Consider the following 23,979-nt stretch of genomic DNA (forward strand, 5'->3'; position numbering starts at 1 on the left):
AATACAAACTTGATCCCTATCAACTCAACACAATCAGCACTTGAAGCCCTTGACCATGAAGATGCTGGAGTTCGATACCACAGCGCTTGGTGGCTGGGCAAACACAGAGCTGTCGAAGCAATCCCAAAGCTTGTCGAGTGCTTGAGGGACGAGAGAGAAGTGACTTCTACAGGCGGATACCCACTAAGAAGGCAAGCAGCACGTTCACTGGGGATGATCAGAGATGCAAGCTGCGTTCACTCACTTCTTGAAACACTGAATACCAACGATGTTCAACTCCATGAAGCAACATTAAGGGCATTGACAGAGATCAATAATGATCAATGCACGAGCTCTCTTATCAGCTACCTAGAAAAAGATATTCACAACAAGCCAATAGAAGCTCTCATCGAAGCACTGGCTTCCCATCAAGTCTGGCAGGTTTCCGAAAAAATCAGGCCCTACCTTCAATCAAACTCCGAGAGAGTTGCGAGTTCAGCAGCAGCATTCTTCTATGGCTGCACCGGCGAAAAAATCTATCTTGACCGAGTCGTTCGACTCCTCGATCACGAGAATCGCTTTGTCAGGCAATCAGCTGCTTTCGATCTTGCCCGCCTCGGAACAATCTCTGCAACCAAACCCGTCCTATCAGCAAATATACCCAACAATGTCAAAATGTATGTCATCAAGGCAATCCTGACCAAGTCGATCCAGAAGCCAACCCTTCATGAGATTGAAAACGAGGCACAGAACGAAGGGTTAAGAGACTCTTTATTCGCAACTCTCGACTCATTGACCAGAGAAAACTTTTCTGGCAACCTTCTCGTCAATCAAAGTCCTGCGAACCACCCCGAGCCAAACAGTCAAATCAATCCAAACATCAAAAAGCTATCCAACCCCTTCGAGAAACTGAAATCACCATCACTTCCAGAGCGGGAAGAAGGCATCCGGCAACTGGTTAAAAACGCCAAATACGCCGACGAAAATTTGCTTAATTTATACTTTAATGAATTGGATCAAGATATCAAAATGGGAGTCATCAAAGCCATGTCTGAACTGAAAAATGCCGCTTTTGTTCCAGCATTCGTTGATGCAATCGGAGCCGAAATTGGCAACCATTGCCAGGGCAATATCCGACGAGTTGCCGCATGCGCGCTTGGAGATATCAACTGGAGTCATCAATTCGAGTCCAGGGCATTCTCCATCGCAATGAAGAAGCTTGGCTGGACATTGCAATATCCTGACGACTGGGGATTGCGCTACAGCGCTTGCATAGCACTTGAGGGCATCGGCAACAGCAAGGCTCAATCTCTTCTGGTTGAGTCAAAAACGAAAGAAGTTGATCAAGTCGTTTCGGCACGCATTGACATTGCCTTGTCCACGATATGCAATACAGATGTTTCTTAATTCCTGCAGACCTTCAACCTGAAATGATTTGCTGCGCAATCCACAAGAGCCGTAACAAGGCTTGAAAAACAACCTGTAAACACCGTGAGAATACTGTTTGTCTGTCTTGGCAACATCTGCCGATCACCCGCGGCGGAAGGGGTGTTTCTGCATCTGTTGAACCAGCGAGGTTTGCAAGACCATTTTGTGGTGGACTCCGCGGGTACCGGAAGCTGGCACGTGGGGAATCCCGCGGACCGGCGAATGCAGGCTGCGGCCAAGCGGCGTGGCATCCACCTACCAAGCCGGGCGAGGCAGATCGAACTCAAGGATCTGGAAGAGTTCGACCTGGTGCTGACCATGGACAACGAGAATTTCGGGGCTGTCAAGGGCCTGGCCCGTGAGGCCGGGGTTCGGGCCACGGCTGAGATCAGGCCAATGCTCAGCTACAGCCAGCGCTCCAGCGAAACCGAAGTTCCTGATCCGTATTACGGCGGAGAAGCCGGCTTCGATCATGTGCTGGATCTTCTGGAAGAAGCCTGTGGGGCGTTGCTCGATGAACTGAGCGAACACGATCAAGCCACAAACGGCCAACTCTGAAATAGCGCTCAGCGTTCAGGAGTCGGCCAAACCTCTTCAGCGACCCGGCCGCGGAAAAGGTCTTCGAGTGCGTCAATCACTGCATCGATTCCCATCCCGTCGGTGATCAGTTCCGTGGCATCTTCTGCCTGCACCAACGGCGCAATCGTTCTGGTGCTGTCAAGGCGGTCTCGCTCAACAATCTGGGCTTCGAGTTCACTGAGTGCAGGCACGGAATGGCCGCGTGTCTCCAGATCCTTGGCGCGGCGACGGGCCCGTTCCTGAGGAGTCGCTGTCAGGAACACCTTGAGCTCAGCATCAGGGAACACAGCTGTTCCGATATCCCGGCCCTCAGCGACCAGTCCTCCTTTTTCGCCGAGACGCTGCTGCTGCCGGGTCAGCAGTTCCCGCACGCAGGCATGGGCAGCCACCAACGACACCGAGCCGGTCACATTGGGATCGCGAATTGCATCGGTGACATCCCTGCCGTTGACGGATACGGTCTGCACTCCATTGCGCAACGGCGAGAGATCCACCTCCAAACCTTCAAGCAGCCTCTCCACGGCTTCAACATTGGCAGGATCCGCACCGTGCTCCTGAACCCACAAGGTCACAGCCCGATACATGGCTCCGGTATCGAGGTAAAGCAGACCCATGCGTTCAGCAAAGGCCCTGGTCACAGTGCTCTTTCCAGCACCGGCAGGGCCGTCGATGGCAACGATGGGGGAACGGGTCATGACGAAAATGTGATCAATCAGGCGGGTGGAACCGCAGTGCACAGCCGCGGCCAGCAGGCGCAGAGCCTGAGTGTCCTCCGCAGCTTGCAGGGTGGATGGATCCACGACCTCTACATACTCCACCTCAAGGCATGTGCTTTCGAGCCGCTGTCTGAGCCTTTCCAGGACATCCTGCTGGCTTAGAAGCCTGGCCTGAAGCTCTGTCGCTGCGGAACGGAGCCCGGCTCCGAATGCGGCCGCACGCTGTCGCTCCGAGGGAGCCAGATAACGATTGCGCGAGCTTGCGGCAACACCATCAGGCTCACGAACGGTGGCACACCCCCTCACACGAACTGACAAACCCAGGTCGATCACCATCCGACGCAGAATCGTGAGTTGCTGCCAATCCTTCTCGCCCAGCCAGAGCTGCCTTGGCTGAACAAGTGCCAGCAACCGACTGACCACAGTGGCAACCCCATCGAAATGGCCTGGTCTTGAGGGACCACACAAGCCCGACTGCAAGGCTGATGGGACTTTGAGATTCCAGCCCGTAGCGGCACCATCGGGATAAATCTGGCGCTCATCCGGGCACCAGATCGCTGTCGCGCCGGCCTGCTGTGCCAGAAGACAGTCTTCCTCGAAGGAGCGGGGATAACGGTCAAAGTCTTCCCCCTCGCCGAATTGCAGAGGGTTGATGTAAATACTCACCAGGACTGATCCCGGCTGAGGGCAACCTGCAGCCGCAAGGTGGATGAGTCGGGCATGACCTTCATGCAGGCCTCCCATGGTGGGAACGAAATCAATCGGACCGGCGCGAGAGGCCCGCCAGCTGCTGAGCTCGGAGCCAGTTCGGAGAACGCGAAGACTCAGCGAAGCACCTCAAGACGAACCTGAGCGATGCCACTGCTGGTCAAGCCCAGTTCGCTTGCAGCACCATGCGCCAGATCGATCACCCTGTCGCCAGCGAAGGGGCCGCGGTCATTGATCCGCACCACCGCCTTACGTCCATTCCAGAGGTTGGTCACACGCACACGGGTACCGAATGGCAAGGTTCGGTGAGCAGCGGTCATTGTTCCTCGGCGGAACACCTCTCCATTGGCCGTGCGGTTGCCGTAGAGACCGGGGCCGTACCAGCTGGCTTCGCCCGAATGTGTGGAGATGACGAGCGGAGCAACGGGTTTGGCAGGCTCCGGAGGCGGGATAACTTCAGACTCAGGCTCGACGATGGCCTTGGCAGGAACGACCCGCGCTTCGAAGAAGGGTGCGGAGGCTTTCGTGACAGCCACTGGTTCTGGTGGCAACACGAGGTCAAGCGGATCAGTGACATCAAAGCCATCGAGATCCCGTGCAAGCACTGGATAGAGAGCCATACCCGTCAAGGAAAAGCCGGCAAATGCCGCAATGGCGGGGAGATAACGAGACATAAGCAAGGGTCTGACTGCAGCTCGGGGAAGTCCGACGTTTGCGGACATCAAAGGGCTTACAGATCCACGACCAGATGACATCAATTCTTGAACGTATGAATGCTTCGACACTCCCGCAGACAGGCGAAGGCTGACGCGGATAAGCACCAAGACATTGACGAACTGCCCGGAGAGTGTGCGGGAACTGGGCTGCTGGCTCAGCGAGCCGAGAGGCCATTGATCAGCCCAGGCAATTCGAACGACAAACCATACTGATCACCAGAGGACCGGAAGCCGCAGCGGCACAAGGTCATGGTGTGATGCCACGCTCGTGAAGGGAGAGGATCAGAACAGAACTGCAGCTGTTGATGGACTACAGAGCCTCCGGTGTGGACGTGGAAGCTGGTCGAGCGTTTGTGCAGAGGATCAGGTCCGGTGTCGAAGCGACTCACCGCCCTGAGGTTGTCGGCGGACTGGGCGGTTTTGGAGGAATGATCCGGCTTCCGCAGGGGCTCAAACGCCCACTGCTTGTGTCAGGAACCGACGGCGTTGGCACAAAGCTTGAGCTCGCCCAGGAACATCACGGACATCACGATGTTGGGATCGACCTTGTCGCCATGTGCGTCAACGACGTCATCACCAGCGGTGCTGAACCCCTCTTTTTTCTCGATTACATGGCAACAGGTGCCTTAACTCCTGATGCCATGGCCTCGGTGGTCGAGGGAATCGCCGATGGCTGCCGCCAGAGCGGTTGCGCACTGCTCGGCGGCGAAACGGCCGAAATGCCCGGCTTCTATCCCCCAGGCCGATACGACCTGGCAGGATTCTGTGTCGCCGTGGTTGAGGAAGATTCGGTCGTTGACGGCAGCCAGGTGCGAGCAGGCGACCGCATCCTTGGGATCAGCAGCAGCGGTGTTCACAGCAACGGTTTCAGCCTTGTTCGCAAAATCTTGGAGTCCAACAGCGTTTCGACTGAAACCCGCTTCGGCGCCCAGGGCCAACCTCTGATTCAGGCGCTCTTGAAGCCGACCCACCTTTACGGAGCAGCTGTAAGGGGACTGATCGCCTCAGGCACGCCGGTTCACGCCATGGCCCACATCACAGGCGGAGGCATTCCCGAAAACCTTCCTCGCTGCCTGCCGGACGGATTGATCGCCAGGGTGGAGCCCAAAAGCTGGCCACGCCCGGAACTGTTCAACTGGCTTCAGTCTCATGGAGAGATCAGGGAACGCGATCTCTGGCACACCTTCAATCTTGGAATTGGCTACTGCCTGGTGCTCCCTGGGACCGCCGTCGAGGCTGCAAGCAATCACTTTGCGAGCAGGGGTTTCAAGGCATGGGACATCGGCGAGGTCATGACCTCCACGGGCAAGGAAAGTTCCCCCGTGCTTGGCCTTCCGGCCTGAAACAGGCCTGCATCCAACAATCTCCAACAGCTCAGCGTGAAAGCGCACTGAGGCCTTTCAGCCCCGTTAGTCTCCGAAAAGACAGATCGATTTCGTATCGATTAATGCGTCGTGACATACGCCTTATTAATCCATGCCATTTGATAGACCTCAACGCACAACCCGACGTCGTTCATCGGCAGGGCCTACTCCCCCAAGACGCCCGGTCGGATCGGGGTATGACAAAGCAGGAGGTCACCGCCAGGGAGGACCAAGACCGACTTTTCTTGCTCTCAAGGACCACGGCAAGGTTTTTGTTGCCGACATGCCTTTTCTGTCTGATGGACAACTGGCCAACATCAGCAAGGAAGCTGCGGAGGTGCTCGTCAGCCTTGAGCGTCGCATCAGTGAGCTGGAACAGGCTGAAGGTGACCGTGACACGTTGATCAAAGCGTGCACGAAGCGCGATGTCACCCATCGTTTTCTGAGAGCAATCGAAGAGGAACAACAACAACGACGGGACAATCCCGCCGTTCGCCGCGCTGCTGGGGAATCCCTGCCTCGAACATTCCTGGAAATCGCTCGACATCGTCTTCCCGGCGCAACGTTCGATTCCCTGCTTCAGGAAGCCCTCTCTGCCTGCGAGCAATCGGCTGAAGAACCTTCGCCCACCATCAAGCCACCACTCAAGGTGGTCTCCCTGCAACCCCCAGCATCATCCCTGCCTGTGGTCGTCAGCCCGGATCCGGAGCCCAGCGATCAAGCGCTCTGAAAAGGGTTGTCGGGCATTCGAGCCGCAGTATCGAAACTGTATTGATCGAGCAGACTGCGCTCCCGCTCAGTAAGGGACCAGTTCAGAGCCTGTTTGGCATCGATCACCTGAGCCGGTCTGCGGAACCCAGGAATCGGGCAGGTTCCATGGGCCCGGCACCAGTTCAGCGCCACCTGCACCTGATTGACCCCCCTTGCCTGCGCCATGTCAGCCATCGCCTGACGCAGTGGCAGAGAACCAGGCAACAGGCGCCGATACAGACCCGATCGCAAAGGAGTTGCACCACTGGGTTTCCAGGCAGGGTGGCGCGCCAGAACTCCCAGAGCAAGGGGGCTGTAGGCCAACACCTCCACCCCAAGGTCGCGGCACACATCGAGGACGCCTCCAGGCTTGATCGGTTCTGGCGCGAGCAGTGACAGCTGCACCTGAACACTGGCCAGCCGTACACCCCGACGCGCCAGATGCTCATGCAAAAGCTTCAGACGCTGAGGGCCGACATTGGAGACGCCAAGCTCACGCACTTCACCCTGATCCACCAGATCTGCAAGTCCATCCAGCAGCGGTCGCTCCTGCCATGGGGCGTAACGGGCCGTGCTCCAGTGCAGCTGAACCCGGTCAAGCTGCCCCCGCAGACGCCCACGACTGGCCTGAAATGCTTTCACCAGGCCACGACGCCCGAGGCGCCAGGGGAACGGAGCCAGCTTGGTGGCGACAATGAGTTTGCGACGGGAAGAGAGTGGAAGACCCTCCAGGCACTGACCAAGCAACTCTTCACTCCGGCCGTTGAATCGCCCTGTGCCATAGGAATCCGCCGTATCCACAAGCACAAGACCGGCTGAGACAGCCGCCGCAAACGTGGCCTCCAGATCTGAATCGTCTCGTTCAGGGCGATAGCCCCAGAGCAGTTGGTTTCCCCAGGCCCAAGTGCCGAATCCGATTCCTGTCACAACGCTGTGGATCGCTGCACGCCATGATCGCTTCAGTACGATTCCGGTGATGTCATCCTCTGCTGCCGAAACAGCTCGCAATCGGCGGGAGGAGAACTCCGCTCAGGATTCAGCGGCAACCGTGGCTGAAGATCGTGTGCTCTGCAATCACTGTGGTCGCACAGCGGGCAACGGCCTCAGCTGCATCGGCATGTGTGTGGCAGACAGCGACTACTGAAGTGATGCGCGTTCTGCCAATCCACCAACAGGCGGTTCTCACGTCCGCCCTGGCTCTTGGCGTGAGCGGACCGTTCGTTGTTCAAGCACAGCTCGAATCCTTTGCTGGTCGATACCAGACCAACAGCAGCAACTGTCGCTTCATCCCAACGACTGGCGAGAAGCGGCGCTGCGGTTCGGTCCAAATCGATGGCCGGACACCCTCAATCCTCAGCATTCGCTTTGTCGGGGCTGGAGATCGGCCTGGATCCAGCCAAAGGCTCACATTCGTGTTGTCCGAGTTGTCAACAACGCCAGTTCTGAACTGCAGCCGAGGCAATTGCCAGCTGAACGCAGCCAACTGGCGAGGCAGGATCAACAGTGTGTCTGAAGCGAACTATGACGCCGATGGGCTCGCGGGAAGTGTGCCGAAAGCCTGGGCAGTAGGAGATGGAAGCTGCGTCGTCAAGGCAGGTCGCATTCTCTGCCTTGCAAAGGCGCCAGATGGAGGTGAGGTCAGTGCCGAAGCACAACTCTGAGCATTCAGACACTTCGATGAAAGCGAAGGCGGCACCCAGATTCGAACTGGGGATAAAGGATTTGCAATCCTCTGCCTTACCACTTGGCCATGCCGCCGACCGGAGCAGAACTGCTCCACTGGCGGATCGTATCAGCGAGACCGCCCCTGCTCTGCTGGTCATCAGCAACGGACACGGCGAGGATCTGATCGCACTCAGAATCATCGAAGCGATCCATCGACTGCAACCTGCCTGGACCGTGAAAGTGCTTCCTCTGGTTGGCCAGGGCAGCTGTTTCCAGGCAGCAATTGAGAAAGGCTGGGTTCAAAGGATTGGCCCGGGAGCACGACTTCCCAGCGGGGGGTTCAGCAATCAGAGCCTGGGTGCTCTCCTTTCGGATTTCATGGCAGGTTTACCGTTGCTCACCTGGAAGCAATGGTTCTGCCTGCGAAAGGAGCGCAAGTCCACTGCCGCAATCCTGGCCGTGGGAGATCTGCTTCCTTTGCTGATGGCCTGGAGCACCCATCGGCCATTCGGGTTCATCGGCACTCCCAAGAGCGACTACACCTGGAGCAGCGGGCCAGGACAATCTCTGAGTGATCGCTACCACGCACTGAAAGGCAGCGAGTGGGACCCCTGGGAATGGCATCTGATGAAACAGGGAGGCTGCCGACTGGTGGCCATGCGCGACCGTCTTACAGCAAGGGGGCTTCGCCGCCACGGCGTCAACGCGACCAGTCCCGGAAACCCAATGATGGATGGACTTGTTCCGTCAGCTCCCCCCGCAAGCCTGGAGCGATGCCGAAGGATTTTGCTGCTGTGCGGCAGCCGGATGCCGGAAGCGTTGAACAACTTCCATCGTCTGATCAGCGGGCTGATACAGATGCCCAGTCCCGTGCCTCTGGCCGTTCTGGCAGCCCTCGGCTCGACGCCCCTGCAGGATGAGCTGAGAAAACTGCTGCAAGGCCTTGGATTTCGCAGCTGCCCGCCTCCGAGCAGCACCCTCCAAGCATCTGAATGCTGGGTACGCGGGCCGTTGCTTCTGCTGCTTGGTCCCGGACGGTTCCAGCAATGGGTGAGCTGGGCGGAAGCGGGGGTTGCCACCGCCGGCACCGCCACAGAACAGATGGTGGGACTGGGAATTCCTGCGCTGTCCTTGCCAGGTCGCGGTCCACAGTTCACCCGTGGGTTTGCCGAAAGGCAGAGCCGGCTTTTGGGTGGGGCCGTCCGCACCTGTCGATCAGAACAGGAGCTGGGACGCCGTCTTGCCCAGCTTCTCAACGACCCTCTGCTGCGCCAGGAGATGGGACGCACGGGTCGTCAGAGGATGGGACCGGCCGGCGGCAGCGAAGCCATTGCGCGGGAGGTGATCGGCCAGCTCGCACCCGACAGCTGATACTGGGGTTCATCTCGGAACGAAGGATCTCCTTCCCATCGCCATGGCCGCCATTCAGGACCGCGACTATCTGAGGCTTTGTGCGGAACTGGCGAGCCTGCTCAGCATCAGCCAGGCCTCAGCCCGCCGACGGATCGACCAACAGGCAGCCAGGGACGGCGCACGGGATGTTGAAACCCGTAAAGCAGTGGCAACAAGCCTGCTTGACGCTGCGAAGGCAGAACAGAGCAAGTGCTCAGCGGGCAGCAACTTGGACACGCTGCTGGAGGCCGAGCCACTGGATCAACATTTCATGCTCGAAGACTGAGCTCAGTGCTCGAAGGTGTTGACGAAGCGATAACGATCTAGATCAGACATCACTGGAACGCACGCGAAGCAACGCTGCGCCAGCTCCCAGCGCCCCTCTCGACGCAACATGACCTCCAGCTGCCGGCGCGCAGGAAGCAGATAGCGGGCATCGTTGGCGGCATAGGCCAGCTGCGCGTCGCTCAACTCATCAACCCTGCCCCAATCACTGCTCTGCGCCTGTTTATCCAGCTCAACTCCGACCAGTTCCATGACCAGATCCTTGAGGCCATGTCTCGGGGTGTAAGTGCGAGCCAGGCGACTCCCCACCTTGGTGCAGAACACAGGATTCACCCGGATCGACAGACCCGTGGCTAACGCCGCCACGTCAAACCGGGCGAAATGGAACACCTTTTCAATGGCTGGAGCCTCCATCAGCGCCTTCAGTCGCGGAGCCTCCGTCTGCCCGAGGCCAACGCGAATGCAGGCAACCTGGTCCCCGTCATCGCAGATCTGCACAAGACAGAGTCGGTCACGACCGTGAATCAACCCCATGGCTTCGGTATCAACCGCGAGAGCCTTCGCCTGCACGAAGCGGTCATACCAGTCCTGATCCAGGTCTCCGTCAAAGACTGCGAATGCGCAGGGCTCTTTGGGAATCTCAGCCATGTAAGGAAAGCAAGGGACTTCAACCAACCACCACTCTGGCCTCAGCAAGCGATGGAGCGAGTTTTAACTGAGCGCTTGAAAATCAGAACGAGACCGAGTTAGACAAAATCGAGACAGCTAGTTTTCATGCTCACCCAACGCAAACCAACGCGCTCGTGTCTGGCGGACATCGAACACTATTTCCGACAGCCCCCGCCGCTCTTCCTGGATCTCGAGCTGGCGGTCTGCTGGGTTCTTGACTGCCTGCTGCAGAACGACAGTTACCCCTCAGGACTGCTTCAGCGACTGCAGAGCGACCATCCCAAGCTGCGCCTCTCCGAAACGGTGCTGCATCAGGCAGTCGATTTTCTCGAACAGCAGGAGATGCTTGATTCCTACACCAAGCGTTGTCCCAGCAGGGGTCGCCCCCGCCGCATGCTGCACCTGCATCAGGACGCAAGAGGTCAGGCTGAACGCCTGATGGAACCCTGGAGCCGCTGGCTCCATGAACACGATCCACTGACCACCTCGCCATTGACCACGTAGAACAGAGCTCTGTTCGGGCAGCAGCTAGCGGATGCCATCTCCCCAGACGTCCACTCTGCTGCTCACAGCTCTGCTGGGAATCGGCCTGGTCTTCTTCCTGCGTGCCGCCAGCAAGGATCGAACCACTGTTGTGGAGGTTCGATCACCGCGGCCTCCGGTGGAAGTGCTGAACGGACTCGACGCCTGGCTAAAGCAGCGGGGGTGGAGTCAGCAGGGGGGCGATGCCGAGCGATGCCTGCTGGAATACAGAGGCCGGGTGGACAGCAGCCTTCCTCTTGCGATCCTGCTTTCAGTGCTGGGCACTATCGGCGCTGGCAGCCTTGGACTGGTCGTGCGACAGATGAACCCATCTCTGGGCTGGTGGCCTCTGCTGCTCTCGGCTCTCGGCCCCCTCGCCGGATGGATCTACGCCAGCCGAGCAAGACGTGTGGAGGAGATCCAGATCCGCCTGATCGAGCCCGAGGCTGGCAATGGCAGCACACTGCGTTTGCGCGCTCATCGCGATGAGCTCATCGCCCTGGAGCTTGCCCTCGCCGATCCGCTGGAACTGGCCAGCGATGGCGCGTTGCTGACATCACCGATCTGAAGTGTTTCAACGGCGAGGGCTCCTGCCAATGGCATTGATGAGCGCCGGACTGATCCTGTCGGCCGTGATGACAACCGCCGTCAGAGCTCCCCATCTCCGGGAGGAAGACCCCCTCACGGGGGTCAGGGTTGGCCTGCCAGCCGCCTGGACGGGCCGAGCGACACCCTCGGAGTCAGTGGAGATTCTTGTTCTCGCGGGCCATGCCGACTCCCAGGGCATCAAGGGAGCGGGGACCTCCGGTGCAGCCGTTGACCTTGGAGGGGCCAAGCCCATGGATCCACGTATGCGTGATGAGCTGTTCTGGAATCAACGCATCCGCGACGCGGTGGTGCGGACAGGACAGCAGCGCGGACTGCAGATCCGCGCCTATGAGCCTGATCAACTCACGATTGCCGATGAGGAAGACCCGCGCACCAACTGGTCGGTGGGGCGACGTCACCACGATGCGGGGGGCTACGCCCTGGAGATTCATTTCGACGCCTACGGCCACCACGGCGTCGGCTCAGGCCTGATTCCCAGTCTGCGCAGTCCTGCGACGAGAATTGACGAGAGCCTGGCTCTCAATTTCGGGCGCTACCCCCTGAACTTCCGCGGAGGTCTGGGAGGGCCAAGACGGGGCATCAGCATTCTGGAGATCGGCAAACTCGAGGGACAGCTGGAGCGGGCGCTGCGGGATCCGCAGAGTCGTGATGCGGTGGTCGCTGGGCTGGCCCTTCGGATCGTTGAAGCCATCGAGCAGGGGGTCGGCAAGGCGCCTGGCCCAGCAACCCGGAGGCTCAGTTCACCGCCTGATGGGGACGACAGCGTTCCTCAAGCGAAGGATCGTCGAACCAGTGCTGTGGACGGGTGAAAAGGTCAGTGAGAAGGGCTTCGCGAGAACCCTCCTCGGCCTGATAGCCGTATTCCCAACGCGCCAGAGGAGGCAGAGACATCAGGATCGATTCAGTGCGGCCATTGGTCTGTAATCCGAAAATGGTTCCGCGGTCCCAGACCAGATTGAATTCCACGTATCTGCCCCGGCGATACAGCTGGAACTGACGCTCACGATCGCCGTAGGCGAGGCCATTGCGCTTGTCAATGATTGGGGTGTAGGCGGGAAGGAATGCCGTTCCGTTAGCCCTCGCCAGATCATGCAGCTGCTCCCACGAGAGATTCACTGAACCGATCTCGGCCGCTTTTCGAGCGGCTGGGCCTTCAGGATCCTGACCGCGGTACAGACGCCCCGACCCATCCTGGTAGTCATAGAAGATGCCGCCGATGCCCCTCGTCTCCTGGCGATGCTTCAGGAAGAAGTACTCGTCACACCAGGGCTTGAACACCTTGTAAAGACGCTCATCGACCGAATCGCAGGCCTGCTGATGAGTGCGGTGGAAATGTCGGGCATCCTCAAGGAAGGGGTAATACGGCGTGAGATCAGCTCCTCCTCCGAACCACCAGACCGGTCCGGCCTCGAAATAGCGGTAATTGAGATGCACCGTGGGAACAAATGGATTTCTGGGATGCAGAACCATGGAGGTTCCTGTGGCAAACCACGGATGCCCTTTGGCCTCGGGCCGCTGTTTGAGGATTGAAGGTGGCAGTTCCATGCCATGCACCTCAGAGAAATTCACACCTCCCTGCTCGAAGATGCGGCCTTCTCGCATCACTCGGGAACGACCACCACCTCCTTCCGGCCGATCCCAGCTCTCTTCCAGAAACTTGCCCACACCATCGATCTGCTCCAGACCTGAGCAGATCTGATCCTGAAGACCCATCACCAGCGCACGGGCACGCTCACGGGAGTCGGCGGGAGGACGCTCGCCGGAGAGGGCCGAAGACGACGAGGGCGCTGATCCGAGCATCCGGCCCTTCAGACGCTTAAGCAGGGAACGGACCATGATCGACGGTGTCGGTGAACTGCTGACCATTTCAGCCCAGCACCGTTTCCGACAAGAGCGTGTGAAGGACTGTCATGGAAAAGCGCCCCTAGGATCCAGCCAATGAATGGGTTGCATGACCACTGCGGAACAGGCCACTCAAGCGCTCAGCGACCTCCGCGATGCGGGCAGTGACCGTTCCCTGCTGGATCTGGGCTGGCTTGATCAGGTGCGGGTGGCACCTCCACGGGCGGTGATCCGGCTGAACCTGCCGGGATTCGCTCAAAATCAGCGCGACCAGATCGTCAGTGGAGCGAGACAGCGGCTTCTGCAACTGGAGGGCATCGATGATGTCCAGATCGAACTGGGTCAACCGCCCTCCCAGGGAGGCATCGGCCAGGCAGGCCATGGACAGGTCGCCGAACGACAGTCGATTCCAGGGGTCCGCCACGTGATTGCGGTCAGCAGCGGCAAGGGTGGCGTCGGCAAGAGCACCGTGGCGGTGAATCTGGCCTGCTCTCTGGCCGTGCGCGGTCTGAAGGTGGGGCTTCTGGATGCCGATATTTATGGACCCAACGCCCCGACCATGCTGGGCGTTGCTGACCGCACACCTGAAGTGAGCGGCAGCGGAGACAACCAGTGCATGCAGCCGATCGAGAGCTGCGGAATCGCGATGGTGTCGATGGGTCTTCTGATTGAGGAGAACCAGCCCGTGATCTGGCGAGGGCCCATGCTCAACGGCATTATTCGCCAGTTTCTCTATCAGGTGCAGTGGGGAGAGCGCGATGTTCTGGTCGTTGACCTGCCACCGGGCACTGGCGATGCCCAATTGTCATTAGCCCAGGCCGTTCCCATGGCGGGCGTGGTGATCGTGACCACTCCTCAGCAGGTGGCTCTCCAGGATGCGCGACGCGGATTGGCGATGTTCCGCCAGATGAACATCCCGGTGCTGGGTGTGGTCGAGAACATGAGCGCATTCATTCCGCCAGACCAGCCCGATCGGAGATATGCCCTCTTCGGCACAGGTGGTGGCCAAACCCTGGCTGATGCCTTCGATGTCCCCCTGCTCGCCCAGATTCCGATGGAGATGCCTGTCCAGGAAGGCGGTGATCAGGGCAGACCGATCACCTTGTCCAAGCCCGACTCGGTGAGCGCCAAGACATTCCTGGTGCTTGCAGATCGTCTTTCGCCCATGGTGAACGACAAAGCCTGATCATGGTGTCCGGAGTCGGCCTCAACGGACAATCCCTGTTCAGAAGGACAGGCAAACGGCGGGGTCGAGGACGTGAGCGGGACTGGATTTTATGGGGAGTGCCGCTGGCCATGGTGGGCGTGGCCGGACTCCTGATTGCCAGCACTCAGCGCCAGGCTGATTACGCCGACTGGTATCACCACTGGATCACTGCAGGTGTCGGCGTGGGAATCGCGCTGTTACTGGCAAGGCTATCGCTGCTGCGACTCCGCCCTCTGCTGATCCCCATTTACGGACTCACCGTGATCAGCCTTGTCGCTGTCCGAATGATCGGCACCACAGCCCTTGGCGCACAACGCTGGATCAGCATCGGAGGCGTGCACGTGCAACCCTCCGAATTCGCAAAGCTGGCTGCAATCCTTCTGCTGGCGGCGGTGTTGGATCGACACCCTGTTGAACGCCCCGTGGATCTGCTCAGGCCACTCGGGGTGATTTCACTCCCCTGGCTGCTGGTGTTCATTCAGCCCGACTTAGGCACATCTCTGGTGTTCGGGGCGCTGCTGTTAACGATGCTCTACTGGTCTGGCATGCCTTTCGAATGGCTGGTTCTGCTGCTTTCCCCCCTGATCACGGCCCTCCTCGCTGGGCTGTTCCCATGGGGACTCGCAGCATGGATCCCACTCACCCTGGGCATCGCCTACCGATCTTTGCCATGGAAAAAAGTCGCGCTGGCCTTGGTCCTGGCAGTGCAGAGCGCAGCTGCACTGGTGACTCCCTGGCTGTGGGCCAATGGTCTGCAGGATTATCAGCGAGACCGACTCGTGCTGTTTTTGGACCCCACCAAGGACCCCTTGGGTGGTGGTTATCACCTTCTGCAGAGCACTGTTGGAATTGGTTCAGGAGGACTGTTCGGAACTGGCCTGCTGCAGGGACAACTCACCAAACTGCGTTTTATCCCTGAGCAGCACACCGATTTCATCTTCAGTGCTCTGGGTGAGGAGCTGGGATTTGTAGGCACAATCCTGGTGGTGGTCGGTTTCGCATTGTTGATGGGGCGCTTGCTTCAGGTGGCAGGGAAAGCCCGCACCGACTTCGAATCGTTGGTGGTGATCGGCGTCGCCACGATGCTGATGTTCCAGGTTGTGGTGAATATCTTCATGACCATCGGACTTGGACCGGTGACCGGGATTCCACTGCCCTTCATGAGCTACGGACGCAGCGCCATGGTGGTGAATTTCATCGCTCTTGGCCTGTGCCTGTCCGTGGCGAGGCGAGCAAGACGAGCCCTGATCCGTTGAAAGACTCCACACCGCTGTTGCAGTCGATTCAGGCCTGCATGGCGACAGGCGTCCCTCCTGGCCAAGCCAGCGACACCAATGCAAGACGGCTGTGGTGGGGTGGCCTGGAAGTGCTTCAGGATCTGCTGGAGATCCAGGACAACACCGCAGCAGGCATCTGGCTGGCGGCACCACTGCCGGCCCTCTATGCCCCCGATCTGCTCCAGCGTTTTCAGGGCTGGGTCTGGGCGCCTGAGGTCCTGGATGTGCTGAGTGCCGCCGAGCGATCAACCCTTCTCCCTCCGGATCGCCTCAAAGCAAGACAGTGCTCTGCCCCATCGGCCAGGCCGAACGAGCACTTCCAGCGCCTCCCCTTGAGAGAGTCCGACAGCCACGATCCACTGCTGATCGTGATTACAAGCCGGCTCCAGGTGGCACTGGCCCTCCACGGCGAAGAGGGGCAGCGGCAGCTGCTGATGCGCAGTGAACCCGACATCCTTGGTCAGGCCCTGACGCTGGTTGAACAGCGTCTGCGCCTGGATGCGCCTGAGCAGGCCGACGGGCTGCAACAGGCGGTTCGACAACTCGGTCCTTTGCAGAGCAGCAGCGATCTGGCCAAACAATTCTGGCCCTGCCTGGCGGAGCGACTTGCAGACATGGCGCCCACGGTCATGCTGCAGACGACGCAGGGACCCAATGCCCCGACACATCCACCGCAGTCTGCAGATGATCATGGGGATGAGGATGCGGAACTGTCGCTCCTGGAGGCCATCACGCATGAAGTGCGCACACCCCTGGCAACCATCCGCACCTTGATCCGCTCCCTGCTTCGGCGCCGTGACCTCCCCCAGCAGGTACTTGGTCGTCTGGAGCAGATCGACACGGAATGCAGCGAGCAGATCGATCGGTTCGGGCTGATTTTCCAGGCGGCCGAACTGCAGCGGCAGCCCCAGAGTTCATCCGCGCTGGCTCGCACCGATCTTGGGGCGATGCTGAATCTGCTGGCACCTGGATGGGAACAGCAGCTGCAACGCCGTGGATTGCATCTCGAGCTGAGTCTGGACAGTGAGCTTCCGCCTGTCCTGAGCGATCCAGGTCGACTGGAGCCGATGCTTGGCGGACTGATTGACCGCTGCAGCCGCAGCCTCCCGGCAGGAAGCAGCCTTGAATTGACCCTTCAACCCGCAGGCGCCCGCCTGAAGCTGCAGATTCTCACAAGAACGCCTGATCAGCTCTCAACCACAGCGGCCAACGCTGACGATCTGTCTCAGGAACGCCTTGGGCCAGTGCTCAGCTGGAACACCAGCACTGGTGGGCTGCAGCTGAGCCAGACAGCAACCCGCCGACTGCTTGAGCGCCTTGGCGGGCGCCTCACCCAGCGCCGGGACCGCGGGCTGACGGTGTTCTTTCCAATCGCCGATCATTGTTGACGGGTGTGAAGGTCCGGATCAGATGAGCCAATCAAAGCCGAATCATTTGCTACTTTCCAAACAGATCGGCATGCGGATTTCCTCAGGACAGCCATGACATCAACTCCTTTGACAGGGCAGCTTCCCCAGTACATCGGAAGCACCGGCGGTCTGCTCAATTCCGCTTTAACAGAAGAGAAATACGCCATCACCTGGAGCAGCAAAACCGATCAGGTCTTCGAGCTGCCCACCGGAGGTGCTGCCGTGATGAACACCGGCGAAAACATCATGTATTTCGCTCGCAAGGAACAGTGCCTGGCACTGGGCACCCAGTTGCGTACCAAGTTCAAGCCACGCATCGAGGACTACAAGATCTACAGGATCTACCCCGGTGGAGACACTGAATTCCTGCATCCCAAGGACGGTGTCTTTTCCGAGAAAGTCAACGAGGGCAGGGAGATGGTTGGTCATAACCCACGCCGCATCGGGCAGAACACCAACCCTGCAAAGATCAAATTCACCGGACGCGAAACGTTCGACACCTGATCCACTCTTCCCCTGGATCCATCTCGTCGTTCCGTCGAGCGTCATGATGGTCGGCGGTCGGTTTCGACTCTTTCATGCTCAGTCCCGACCGCAAAGCCTTCCTGGAAGCCGCTCAAGCAGGCGCAACCATGATTCCTGTGGCCTGCAGCTGGCCTGCGGATCTGGAGACACCACTGACCACCTGGTTGAAAGTCGGTGACCAGCGACCACCGGGAGTTTTGCTTGAATCTGTTGAAGGCGGAGAAACTCTCGGGCGCTGGAGCGTGGTGGCCTGTGACCCTGTCTGGACGTTGTCAGCAGCGCGTGATGGGCTCGAGCGAACCTGGCGAGACAATCACCGCGAAACCTTCAGCGGCAACCCATTCGATTGCCTGAGGAGCTGTCTTGAGCCCTACAGACCGGCAACCCTTCCTGGACTTCCTCCACTGGGCCAGCTCTACGGAATGTGGGGCTATGAATTGATCCGCTGGATCGAGCCCAGCGTGCCCGTCCATCCAGCGATCGCCGATGGTCCTCCCGACGGATTGTGGATGCTGATGGACAGCATCCTGATCTTCGATCAGGTGAAACGCCTGATCACCGCTGTTGCCTACGGGGACCTGAGCGGGCAGCGCAATGCAGCCTCAACTCCTGAGGAGGCCTGGGAAGGGGCGATGGAGCGAATCAACTCATTGCGCGAACGCATGGCTGCCCCACTGCCGTCCGTGCGGCCTCTCAACTGGAGACCAGACAGAGGCGCGACCCCGGAGACCAGAAGCAATCGCACCCGCGAGGATTTCCACCAGGCGGTGGATCAAGCGCGTCACCACATTGCTGCGGGTGATGCCTTCCAGCTGGTGGTGAGTCAGCGACTGAGCGCTGATGTCAATCATCCACCGCTGGATCTGTATCGCAGCCTGCGGATGATCAATCCCTCCCCGTACATGGCGTTTTTCGACTTCGGTGACTGGCAGCTGATCGGCTCCAGTCCCGAGGTGATGGTGAAAGCGGAACCGGATCAAGGCGGGATCCGCACAGTGCTGCGACCGATTGCCGGTACAAGGCCTCGAGGCAGTAATCCTGTGGAAGACCGGAACTTCGAAGCCGACCTGCTCGCTGATCCCAAGGAACGAGCCGAGCATGTGATGCTTGTTGATCTGGGCCGCAATGATCTCGGCCGGGTATGTACGCCCGGTTCGGTCACCGTGCGCGAACTGATGGTGATCGAGCGGTATTCCCATGTCATGCACATCGTGAGCGAAGTGGAAGGCCGTCTTGCCCCTGGCAAGGACATCTGGGATCTGTTGATGGCTTCTTTCCCGGCAGGGACTGTCAGCGGAGCACCGAAGATCAGGGCGATGCAGCTCATTCACGACCTTGAACCAGACGCCCGCGGTCCCTATTCGGGGGTCTACGGATCGGTGGACCTGGCCGGAGCACTCAATACCGCCATCACCATTCGCACCATGGTTGTGAAACCGAGGTCCGGCGGCGGATGGACCCTGCAGGTGCAAGCAGGAGCCGGAATCGTGGCCGATTCCCAGCCAGAGGCAGAGTTCCAGGAAACACTGAACAAGGCACGCGGCATGCTCACAGCGCTCGCCTGTCTCGAGGACTTCGGGGCATGACCCGGAACAGGTTGCTCAAAGGCTTTGAAGTCGAACTGTTCACAGGGCGGCCCGATGGACGCAATGTCGGTATTGCAGCCCGCGCACAGCAGGAACTACCGGGATTCGTCACGGAACCGGATCACCGCAATCTCGAATACGTGACCGATCCGCTGGCGGATTACGACGCAATTCCCGAAGCACTGCTTTCACCTCGCCGCAAGTTGCGTCGCTGGCTGATGGAACAAAATCTCACCCTGCTGCCAGGCAGCACCCTCAGCTTCGGCGACACCGAACGTTTTGAACGTTCAGACCCGAAGAACCCTTACCACTCACTGATTGAATCCACCTACGGCACGGCCGTGGTGACAGCAAGCATCCATATCAATCTGGGGATCAACAATCCAGCCGAACTCTTCGCTGCGCTGCGTCTGGTGCGATGCGAAGCGGCTCTGTTGCTCTCTCTGAGTGCCAGTTCACCCTTTCTCAACGGCCGCATCACCGGAGCGCATTCCCAGCGCTGGCTCCAGTTCCCGCTCACCCCGGCCCGCGTTCCTCTCTTCCTTGACCATCAGCACTTCATCTCCTGGACCAATCAACAGATTCAGGACGGTTCAATGCACAACGTCCGTCATCTGTGGACCTCCGTGCGACCCAACGGACCTGACCGTCCGCACCAACTGAATCGTCTCGAGCTGCGCATCTGCGATCTGATCACTGACCCCGAGGTGCTGATTGCAGTGACTGTTCTTCTGGAACTGCGCGTGCAGCAGGTGCTGCGAGAGCCCATGCAGCACGACCCCCTGCAAAGCAGTGCACTCAATCTGCAACAACTGCAGGAGCTCAGCATGAGCAACGATCGCGCCGCGGCCCGTTCCAGTCTTGAGGCCACATTGCACAACTGGCGCGACGGACGCGAACGCTCCTGCCGAGACTGGCTGGAGCAGCTGATCGACAGCGTGACGCCTCTGGCTCAGGAACTTGGATTGAAGCAGCAACTCGAGCCACTGGCCGCCGTCTTACGAGAAGGGAATCAGGCCATGCGATGGCTGCAGGGAATCCACTCCGGGAAAAGCATCGAAGCGGTGCTGCGCGAAAGCATCACGGCAATGCAGGAGGAGGAAATGCGTGGGGTTTGCACGCCCACCGAGCGCACTTTGGGATGATCATGACGACTTCAGATCCAGACCCACTCTCGATGTCCTCCTCCCCTGCAATCATTCCTGCGAGCGATCAGCCCAGGGCTGGGGTACAGGAGACATCCGGCAATGGCCATCTGCTCCAGCAGCGCCTGGCTCTGGTGGAGGATCTTTGGCAGACCGTGCTGCGCAGCGAATGTCCTGCTGAACAGGCAGAACGCCTGCTGCGCATGAAGCAACTCAGTGATCCCGCCCTTCCCGAGCCCAGTGCCGTCAGTTCGGATTCCGTGGTGTCGCTGATCCGAGATATGGACCTCTCAGAGGCCATCGCAGCCGCCAGGGCCTTCTCCCTGTATTTCCAGCTGGTGAATATTCTCGAGCAGCGCATCGAGGAGGACAGCTACCTCGAAAGCATTGTTCGCTCTCAGGAACTGGCCGAGCAGGTCGATCCCTTCACTCCACCTCTGGCAACCCAGACAGAACCAGCCACGTTCAGTGAACTGTTTGAACGCCTTCGTCGCCTGAACGTTCCTCCAGCACAACTGGAGACTCTGCTTCAGGAGCTCGACATCCGACTGGTCTTCACAGCCCATCCCACGGAAATCGTGCGTCACACGGTGAGGCATAAGCAGCGACGTGTTGCCAGCCTCCTGCAACAGCTGGAGACCGCATTCGAGACCAGTCCACGCGAAGCCGACGGCATCCGTCTTCAATTGGAAGAGGAAATCAGGCTCTGGTGGCGTACGGATGAACTGCACCAGTTCAAGCCATCAGTGCTCGATGAGGTGGATTACGCCCTGCACTATTTCCAGCAGGTGCTGTTCGACGCGATGCCGCAGCTGCGGCGACGGCTCACAACCGCTCTCGCCTGCAGCTACCCAGATGTTCAGCTGCCTCCTTCCTCTTTCTGCACCTTCGGCTCCTGGGTCGGCTCCGATCGCGACGGCAACCCCTCAGTCACAACCGACATCACCTGGCGCACAGCCTGTTACCAGCGCGAATTGATGCTGGACCGATACATCAGCGCCGTCCAAAGCCTGCGCGACCAGCTCAGCATTTCGATGCAATGGAGTCAGGTGAGTGCTTCCCTGCTGGAATCACTGGAAATGGATCGGTTCCGCTTCCCGGAGGTCTACGAGGAGCGAGCCACCCGCTATCGCCTCGAGCCCTACCGCTTGAAGATGAGCTTCATGCTCGAGCGGCTGCGCCTCACGAAGCTGAGAAACGATCAACTTGCTAATGCAGGCTGGCGTGCCCCTGCCGAAAGTCCGCAACCCTTCGCTCCAGAGAGCCAACCAAGCGAAGCTCTGCACTATGGCTCGGTTGCCGAATTCCGCAGTGATCTCGAACTGATTCGAACCAGCCTGGTGAGCACCGATCTCACCTGCGAACCCCTCGACACACTGCTCACGCAGGTTCACATCTACGGTTTCTCGCTTGCGGGGCTCGACATCCGTCAGGAGAGCACGCGGCACAGTGACGCACTGGATGAACTCAGCCGATATCTCAATCCAGAACAGGCCTACGGAGACCTGAATGAGCAGGAGCGCGTGAGCTGGTTGCTGCAGGAGCTGCAGACGCGTCGCCCCCTGATTCCTCCTGCGGTGGATTGGTCAGCCACCACAGCGGAAACGGTGGATGTGTTCCGGATGCTCCATCGCCTTCAGGACGAGTTCGGCAGCCGGATCTGTCGCACCTATGTGATCTCCATGAGTCACAGCGTTTCCGACCTGCTGGAAGTGCTGCTGCTGGCCAAGGAAGCCGGCCTTGTGGACCCCTCCTCCGGTCATGCGGATCTGCTCGTGGTGCCCCTGTTCGAAACGGTGGAGGATCTGCAACGCGCACCCGAAGTGATGGAGGAACTGTTCCAGACATCGCTCTACAGAAACCTGTTGCCACGCGTGGGCAGCCAGGGGCTGCCTCTTCAGGAGCTGATGCTTGGATATTCCGACAGCAACAAGGACTCTGGATTTCTGTCCAGCAACTGGGAAATCCACAAAGCACAGATTGCCCTTCAGGATCTGGCGGCACGTCATGGCGTGGCGCTGCGTTTGTTCCACGGCCGTGGAGGGTCAGTTGGCAGAGGCGGTGGCCCTGCCTACCAGGCAATCCTCGCCCAGCCCAGCGGCACCCTTCAGGGAAGGATCAAGATCACCGAACAGGGCGAAGTGCTGGCCTCCAAGTACAGCCTGCCCGAGCTGGCCCTCTACAACCTCGAAACGGTCACCACGGCCGTGGTGCAGAACAGCCTGGTCACCAATCAGCTGGATGCCACACCGAGCTGGAACGACCTGATGGCCAGGCTGGCGAAATGCTCTCGGCGTCACTACAGAGCCCTGGTTCACGACAATCCGGATCTTGTTGCCTTCTTCGAGCAGGTCACTCCCATTGAGGAAATCAGCAAGCTGCAGATTTCGAGTCGTCCGGCCCGGCGCAAATCCGGTGCCAGGGACCTGTCCGGCCTGCGGGCGATCCCCTGGGTGTTCGGCTGGACCCAGAGCCGTTTCCTGTTGCCGAGCTGGTTCGGTGTGGGAACAGCTCTCAGTGAAGAGCTGCTCTCTGATCCAGAGCAAATGACCTTGCTGCGCACGCTCCATCAGCGCTGGCCGTTCTTCCGGATGCTGATCTCAAAGGTGGAGATGACACTCTCCAAGGTGGATCTTGATCTGGCCCGTCACTACGTGAGCAGTCTTGGCAGCGCTGATCATCGCGACGCATTTGAACGGATCTACAACACAATCGCGGATGAATACACACTCACCCGACGCCTGGTGCTGGACATCACCAGACAGGAAAGGCTCCTGGATGCAGATCCTGCGCTGCAGCTGTCCGTGAACCTGCGCAACCGCACCATCGTGCCACTGGGATTCCTACAGGTCGCCTTGCTCAAACGACTGCGTGATCAGAACCGTCAGCCACCGATGAGCGAGTTTCCGAGTGACGGCGACGGTCGGACCTACAGCCGCAGCGAGCTTCTCCGTGGAGCTCTGCTGACCATCAACGGCATCGCTGCCGGCATGCGCAACACCGGTTGAGTGGCACTGCTTCCCTTCCGTCAACAGGCCGCCGCTCCAAGGCTCCCGGAGCGCTACAGCGTCAGCATGGAGTTCGTTCCTGACGGGCACAGCATCAATGCCCTGCTTCAGGACTGCGGCGATCAACCACACCCGGTGGAACGTTGGCCACTTGCACTGCAACGCAGCATCTGGCATCTGAGCATCCTCGACAGTGAAGAGCAGCGGCTTGTGGGCTTTGTGAGAGCCACCAGCGATCAGGCGCTCAATGCCAATCTCTGGAACCTCGCTGCCGCTTCAGGACCTGATCAATCCAGATTGCTGGCGGTGCTGGTTCACCGTTCCCTTGCCTGCCTGCGCAGAGATCTGCCTGGATGCAGCATTTCAATTGCAGCACCCGATCAGGCGCTGGATGCACTCAAATCGCGCGGATTCATTCTTGATCCAGGTGGGATCAGAGCAATGGGGCTGCGTCTCCGGTAGCTGGTCACTCTTTCTGTACACGAGCATGGAGGGACTCGAACCCCCGACCCTCAGAACCGGAATCTGATGCTCTATCCAACTGAGCTACATGCCCACGCGGCGGCTGGGAGAACAACCACGCTCCGGTTACCTTAGC

Annotated in this window: 25 protein-coding genes and 2 tRNA genes; 19 read left to right on the forward strand and 8 right to left on the reverse strand. The window is 59.3% G+C overall.

Annotated features, from left to right (window positions below; translation table 11 throughout):
* Window positions 1-9 precede the first annotated feature (9 nt).
* Together SIB83_RS04710 and SIB83_RS04715 are read left to right on the forward strand one after the other, a co-directional pair.
* Window positions 10-1,386, forward strand: coding sequence for a HEAT repeat domain-containing protein (locus tag SIB83_RS04710; RefSeq protein WP_413403839.1), 1,377 nt, complete (start codon window positions 10-12; stop codon window positions 1,384-1,386).
* 84 nt (window positions 1,387-1,470) lie between these two features.
* The gene (locus SIB83_RS04715; protein WP_413746933.1) at window positions 1,471-1,965 is read left to right on the forward strand and encodes a low molecular weight protein-tyrosine-phosphatase; all 495 of its coding nucleotides are present in this window, start codon (window positions 1,471-1,473) and stop codon (window positions 1,963-1,965) included.
* A gap of 8 nt (window positions 1,966-1,973) precedes the next feature.
* Here SIB83_RS04715 and SIB83_RS04720 read toward each other — a convergent pair whose 3' ends face one another.
* Together SIB83_RS04720 and SIB83_RS04725 are read right to left on the reverse strand one after the other, a co-directional pair.
* The gene (locus SIB83_RS04720) at window positions 1,974-3,464 is read right to left on the reverse strand and encodes a bifunctional pantoate--beta-alanine ligase/(d)CMP kinase (protein ID WP_413406092.1); all 1,491 of its coding nucleotides are present in this window, start codon (window positions 3,462-3,464) and stop codon (window positions 1,974-1,976) included.
* A 62-nt stretch (window positions 3,465-3,526) separates the two neighbouring features.
* A complete protein-coding gene (locus tag SIB83_RS04725) occupies window positions 3,527-4,084 on the reverse strand; it encodes a septal ring lytic transglycosylase RlpA family protein (RefSeq protein ID WP_413403841.1) in 558 nt (185 codons plus the stop codon).
* A gap of 347 nt (window positions 4,085-4,431) precedes the next feature.
* On the opposite strand from SIB83_RS04725, the gene purM reads away from it, so the two are divergent.
* Entirely contained in the window at window positions 4,432-5,469 is a 1,038-nt protein-coding gene (gene purM, locus SIB83_RS04730; RefSeq protein ID WP_413746934.1) for a phosphoribosylformylglycinamidine cyclo-ligase, read from the forward strand.
* Between the two features lie 133 nt (window positions 5,470-5,602).
* On the forward strand, window positions 5,603-6,220 hold the full coding sequence (locus SIB83_RS04735; RefSeq protein ID WP_413403843.1) for a histidine phosphotransferase: 618 nt from the start codon (window positions 5,603-5,605) through the stop codon (window positions 6,218-6,220).
* On the opposite strand, the gene SIB83_RS04740 is transcribed toward SIB83_RS04735, so the two are convergent.
* Window positions 6,208-7,167, reverse strand: a complete 960-nt coding sequence (locus SIB83_RS04740; RefSeq protein WP_413403844.1) for an aldo/keto reductase — start codon at window positions 7,165-7,167, stop codon at window positions 6,208-6,210. The genes SIB83_RS04735 and SIB83_RS04740 overlap by 13 nt on opposite strands.
* A 49-nt stretch (window positions 7,168-7,216) precedes the next feature.
* Here SIB83_RS04740 and SIB83_RS04745 point away from each other — a divergent pair, with 49 nt between their 5' ends.
* Together SIB83_RS04745 and SIB83_RS04750 are read left to right on the forward strand one after the other, a co-directional pair.
* A complete protein-coding gene (locus SIB83_RS04745) occupies window positions 7,217-7,384 on the forward strand; it encodes a hypothetical protein (RefSeq protein ID WP_413403845.1) in 168 nt (55 codons plus the stop codon).
* A gap of 4 nt (window positions 7,385-7,388) precedes the next feature.
* Window positions 7,389-7,901 (forward strand): hypothetical protein, encoded by a 513-nt coding sequence (locus SIB83_RS04750; protein WP_413403846.1) that lies wholly within the window; start codon window positions 7,389-7,391, stop codon window positions 7,899-7,901.
* Window positions 7,902-7,927: 26 nt separating this feature from the next.
* On the opposite strand, the gene SIB83_RS04755 is transcribed toward SIB83_RS04750, so the two are convergent.
* Both SIB83_RS04755 and SIB83_RS04760 read right to left on the reverse strand, forming a co-directional pair.
* Window positions 7,928-7,998, reverse strand: a tRNA-Cys gene (locus SIB83_RS04755).
* The gene (locus tag SIB83_RS04760; RefSeq protein WP_413403847.1) at window positions 7,978-8,118 is read right to left on the reverse strand and encodes a hypothetical protein; all 141 of its coding nucleotides are present in this window, start codon (window positions 8,116-8,118) and stop codon (window positions 7,978-7,980) included. Before SIB83_RS04760 ends, SIB83_RS04755 begins: the two co-directional genes overlap by 21 nt.
* Here SIB83_RS04760 and SIB83_RS04765 point away from each other — a divergent pair.
* Both SIB83_RS04765 and SIB83_RS04770 read left to right on the forward strand, forming a co-directional pair.
* Window positions 8,053-9,276, forward strand: coding sequence for a lipid-A-disaccharide synthase-related protein (locus SIB83_RS04765; RefSeq protein WP_413747291.1), 1,224 nt, complete (start codon window positions 8,053-8,055; stop codon window positions 9,274-9,276). The genes SIB83_RS04760 and SIB83_RS04765 overlap by 66 nt on opposite strands.
* 43 nt (window positions 9,277-9,319) lie before the next feature.
* Window positions 9,320-9,583, forward strand: coding sequence for a hypothetical protein (locus SIB83_RS04770; RefSeq protein WP_413403848.1), 264 nt, complete (start codon window positions 9,320-9,322; stop codon window positions 9,581-9,583).
* Window positions 9,584-9,585: 2 nt separating this feature from the next.
* Here SIB83_RS04770 and SIB83_RS04775 read toward each other — a convergent pair whose 3' ends face one another.
* Window positions 9,586-10,230 (reverse strand): ribonuclease D, encoded by a 645-nt coding sequence (locus SIB83_RS04775; RefSeq protein WP_413403849.1) that lies wholly within the window; start codon window positions 10,228-10,230, stop codon window positions 9,586-9,588.
* Between the two features lie 126 nt (window positions 10,231-10,356).
* Between SIB83_RS04775 and SIB83_RS04780 the strand changes: the two genes are divergently transcribed.
* The 3 genes from SIB83_RS04780 to SIB83_RS04790 are packed head-to-tail and all read left to right on the forward strand — an operon-like array spanning window position 10,357 to window position 12,191.
* A complete protein-coding gene (locus SIB83_RS04780) occupies window positions 10,357-10,755 on the forward strand; it encodes a Pex protein (protein WP_413403850.1) in 399 nt (132 codons plus the stop codon).
* Between the two features lie 31 nt (window positions 10,756-10,786).
* The gene (locus tag SIB83_RS04785) at window positions 10,787-11,341 is read left to right on the forward strand and encodes a cofactor assembly of complex C subunit B (protein WP_413403851.1); all 555 of its coding nucleotides are present in this window, start codon (window positions 10,787-10,789) and stop codon (window positions 11,339-11,341) included.
* A 28-nt stretch (window positions 11,342-11,369) separates the two neighbouring features.
* Window positions 11,370-12,191, forward strand: coding sequence for an N-acetylmuramoyl-L-alanine amidase (locus tag SIB83_RS04790; protein ID WP_413746935.1), 822 nt, complete (start codon window positions 11,370-11,372; stop codon window positions 12,189-12,191).
* Here the strand turns inward: SIB83_RS04790 and hemF are convergent.
* The gene (hemF, locus tag SIB83_RS04795) at window positions 12,118-13,218 is read right to left on the reverse strand and encodes an oxygen-dependent coproporphyrinogen oxidase (RefSeq protein ID WP_413403853.1); all 1,101 of its coding nucleotides are present in this window, start codon (window positions 13,216-13,218) and stop codon (window positions 12,118-12,120) included. The genes SIB83_RS04790 and hemF overlap by 74 nt on opposite strands.
* A 115-nt stretch (window positions 13,219-13,333) precedes the next feature.
* Between hemF and SIB83_RS04800 the strand changes: the two genes are divergently transcribed.
* From SIB83_RS04800 to SIB83_RS04835, 8 genes are all read left to right on the forward strand, one after another.
* Window positions 13,334-14,410 carry an Mrp/NBP35 family ATP-binding protein gene (locus SIB83_RS04800; protein ID WP_413403854.1) on the forward strand — a complete coding sequence of 359 codons (1,077 nt, stop codon included), beginning with the start codon at window positions 13,334-13,336 and terminating at the stop codon, window positions 14,408-14,410.
* 2 nt (window positions 14,411-14,412) lie between these two features.
* Window positions 14,413-15,687, forward strand: coding sequence for a rod shape-determining protein RodA (rodA, locus tag SIB83_RS04805; RefSeq protein ID WP_413403855.1), 1,275 nt, complete (start codon window positions 14,413-14,415; stop codon window positions 15,685-15,687).
* Window positions 15,688-15,725: 38 nt separating this feature from the next.
* Window positions 15,726-17,096 (forward strand): sensor histidine kinase, encoded by a 1,371-nt coding sequence (locus tag SIB83_RS04810; RefSeq protein ID WP_413406095.1) that lies wholly within the window; start codon window positions 15,726-15,728, stop codon window positions 17,094-17,096.
* 93 nt (window positions 17,097-17,189) lie between these two features.
* A complete protein-coding gene (locus SIB83_RS04815; protein WP_413403856.1) occupies window positions 17,190-17,621 on the forward strand; it encodes a photosystem I reaction center subunit II PsaD in 432 nt (143 codons plus the stop codon).
* Window positions 17,622-17,695: 74 nt separating this feature from the next.
* Window positions 17,696-19,228 (forward strand): anthranilate synthase component I family protein, encoded by a 1,533-nt coding sequence (locus SIB83_RS04820; protein WP_413403857.1) that lies wholly within the window; start codon window positions 17,696-17,698, stop codon window positions 19,226-19,228.
* Entirely contained in the window at window positions 19,225-20,373 is a 1,149-nt protein-coding gene (gene gshA, locus SIB83_RS04825) for a glutamate--cysteine ligase (protein ID WP_413746936.1), read from the forward strand. The genes SIB83_RS04820 and gshA overlap by 4 nt, the downstream gene beginning before the upstream one ends.
* Window positions 20,370-23,381 (forward strand): phosphoenolpyruvate carboxylase, encoded by a 3,012-nt coding sequence (gene ppc / locus SIB83_RS04830; protein ID WP_413746937.1) that lies wholly within the window; start codon window positions 20,370-20,372, stop codon window positions 23,379-23,381. Before gshA ends, ppc begins: the two co-directional genes overlap by 4 nt.
* Window positions 23,382-23,843 (forward strand): N-acetyltransferase, encoded by a 462-nt coding sequence (locus SIB83_RS04835; protein ID WP_413403860.1) that lies wholly within the window; start codon window positions 23,382-23,384, stop codon window positions 23,841-23,843.
* 20 nt (window positions 23,844-23,863) lie between these two features.
* Here SIB83_RS04835 and SIB83_RS04840 read toward each other — a convergent pair.
* Window positions 23,864-23,937: transfer RNA gene (locus SIB83_RS04840), tRNA-Arg, on the reverse strand.
* Between the last annotated feature and the right edge of the window lie 42 nt (window positions 23,938-23,979).

This window comes from Synechococcus sp. MIT S9507 (genome assembly GCF_047304715.1).
Lineage (GTDB): Bacteria > Cyanobacteriota > Cyanobacteriia > PCC-6307 > Cyanobiaceae > Synechococcus_C.

Coding starts and splice junctions, on each gene's coding strand:
- SIB83_RS04750 (WP_413403846.1), top strand. CDS start 7,389: ATGCGCGTTCTGCCAATCCACCAACAGGCGGTTCTCACGTCCGCCCTG.
- SIB83_RS04775 (WP_413403849.1), bottom strand. CDS start 10,230: ATGGCTGAGATTCCCAAAGAGCCCTGCGCATTCGCAGTCTTTGACGGA.
- SIB83_RS04790 (WP_413746935.1), top strand. CDS start 11,370: ATGGCATTGATGAGCGCCGGACTGATCCTGTCGGCCGTGATGACAACC.
- SIB83_RS04760 (WP_413403847.1), bottom strand. CDS start 8,118: ATGGATCGCTTCGATGATTCTGAGTGCGATCAGATCCTCGCCGTGTCC.
- rodA (WP_413403855.1), top strand. CDS start 14,413: ATGGTGTCCGGAGTCGGCCTCAACGGACAATCCCTGTTCAGAAGGACA.
- hemF (WP_413403853.1), bottom strand. CDS start 13,218: ATGGTCCGTTCCCTGCTTAAGCGTCTGAAGGGCCGGATGCTCGGATCA.
- purM (WP_413746934.1), top strand. CDS start 4,432: ATGGACTACAGAGCCTCCGGTGTGGACGTGGAAGCTGGTCGAGCGTTT.
- SIB83_RS04815 (WP_413403856.1), top strand. CDS start 17,190: ATGACATCAACTCCTTTGACAGGGCAGCTTCCCCAGTACATCGGAAGC.
- ppc (WP_413746937.1), top strand. CDS start 20,370: ATGATCATGACGACTTCAGATCCAGACCCACTCTCGATGTCCTCCTCC.
- SIB83_RS04800 (WP_413403854.1), top strand. CDS start 13,334: ATGACCACTGCGGAACAGGCCACTCAAGCGCTCAGCGACCTCCGCGAT.
- SIB83_RS04785 (WP_413403851.1), top strand. CDS start 10,787: ATGCCATCTCCCCAGACGTCCACTCTGCTGCTCACAGCTCTGCTGGGA.
- SIB83_RS04780 (WP_413403850.1), top strand. CDS start 10,357: ATGCTCACCCAACGCAAACCAACGCGCTCGTGTCTGGCGGACATCGAA.
- SIB83_RS04810 (WP_413406095.1), top strand. CDS start 15,726: ATGGCGACAGGCGTCCCTCCTGGCCAAGCCAGCGACACCAATGCAAGA.
- SIB83_RS04820 (WP_413403857.1), top strand. CDS start 17,696: ATGCTCAGTCCCGACCGCAAAGCCTTCCTGGAAGCCGCTCAAGCAGGC.
- SIB83_RS04745 (WP_413403845.1), top strand. CDS start 7,217: ATGTCATCCTCTGCTGCCGAAACAGCTCGCAATCGGCGGGAGGAGAAC.
- SIB83_RS04725 (WP_413403841.1), bottom strand. CDS start 4,084: ATGTCTCGTTATCTCCCCGCCATTGCGGCATTTGCCGGCTTTTCCTTG.
- gshA (WP_413746936.1), top strand. CDS start 19,225: ATGACCCGGAACAGGTTGCTCAAAGGCTTTGAAGTCGAACTGTTCACA.
- SIB83_RS04770 (WP_413403848.1), top strand. CDS start 9,320: ATGGCCGCCATTCAGGACCGCGACTATCTGAGGCTTTGTGCGGAACTG.
- SIB83_RS04735 (WP_413403843.1), top strand. CDS start 5,603: ATGCCATTTGATAGACCTCAACGCACAACCCGACGTCGTTCATCGGCA.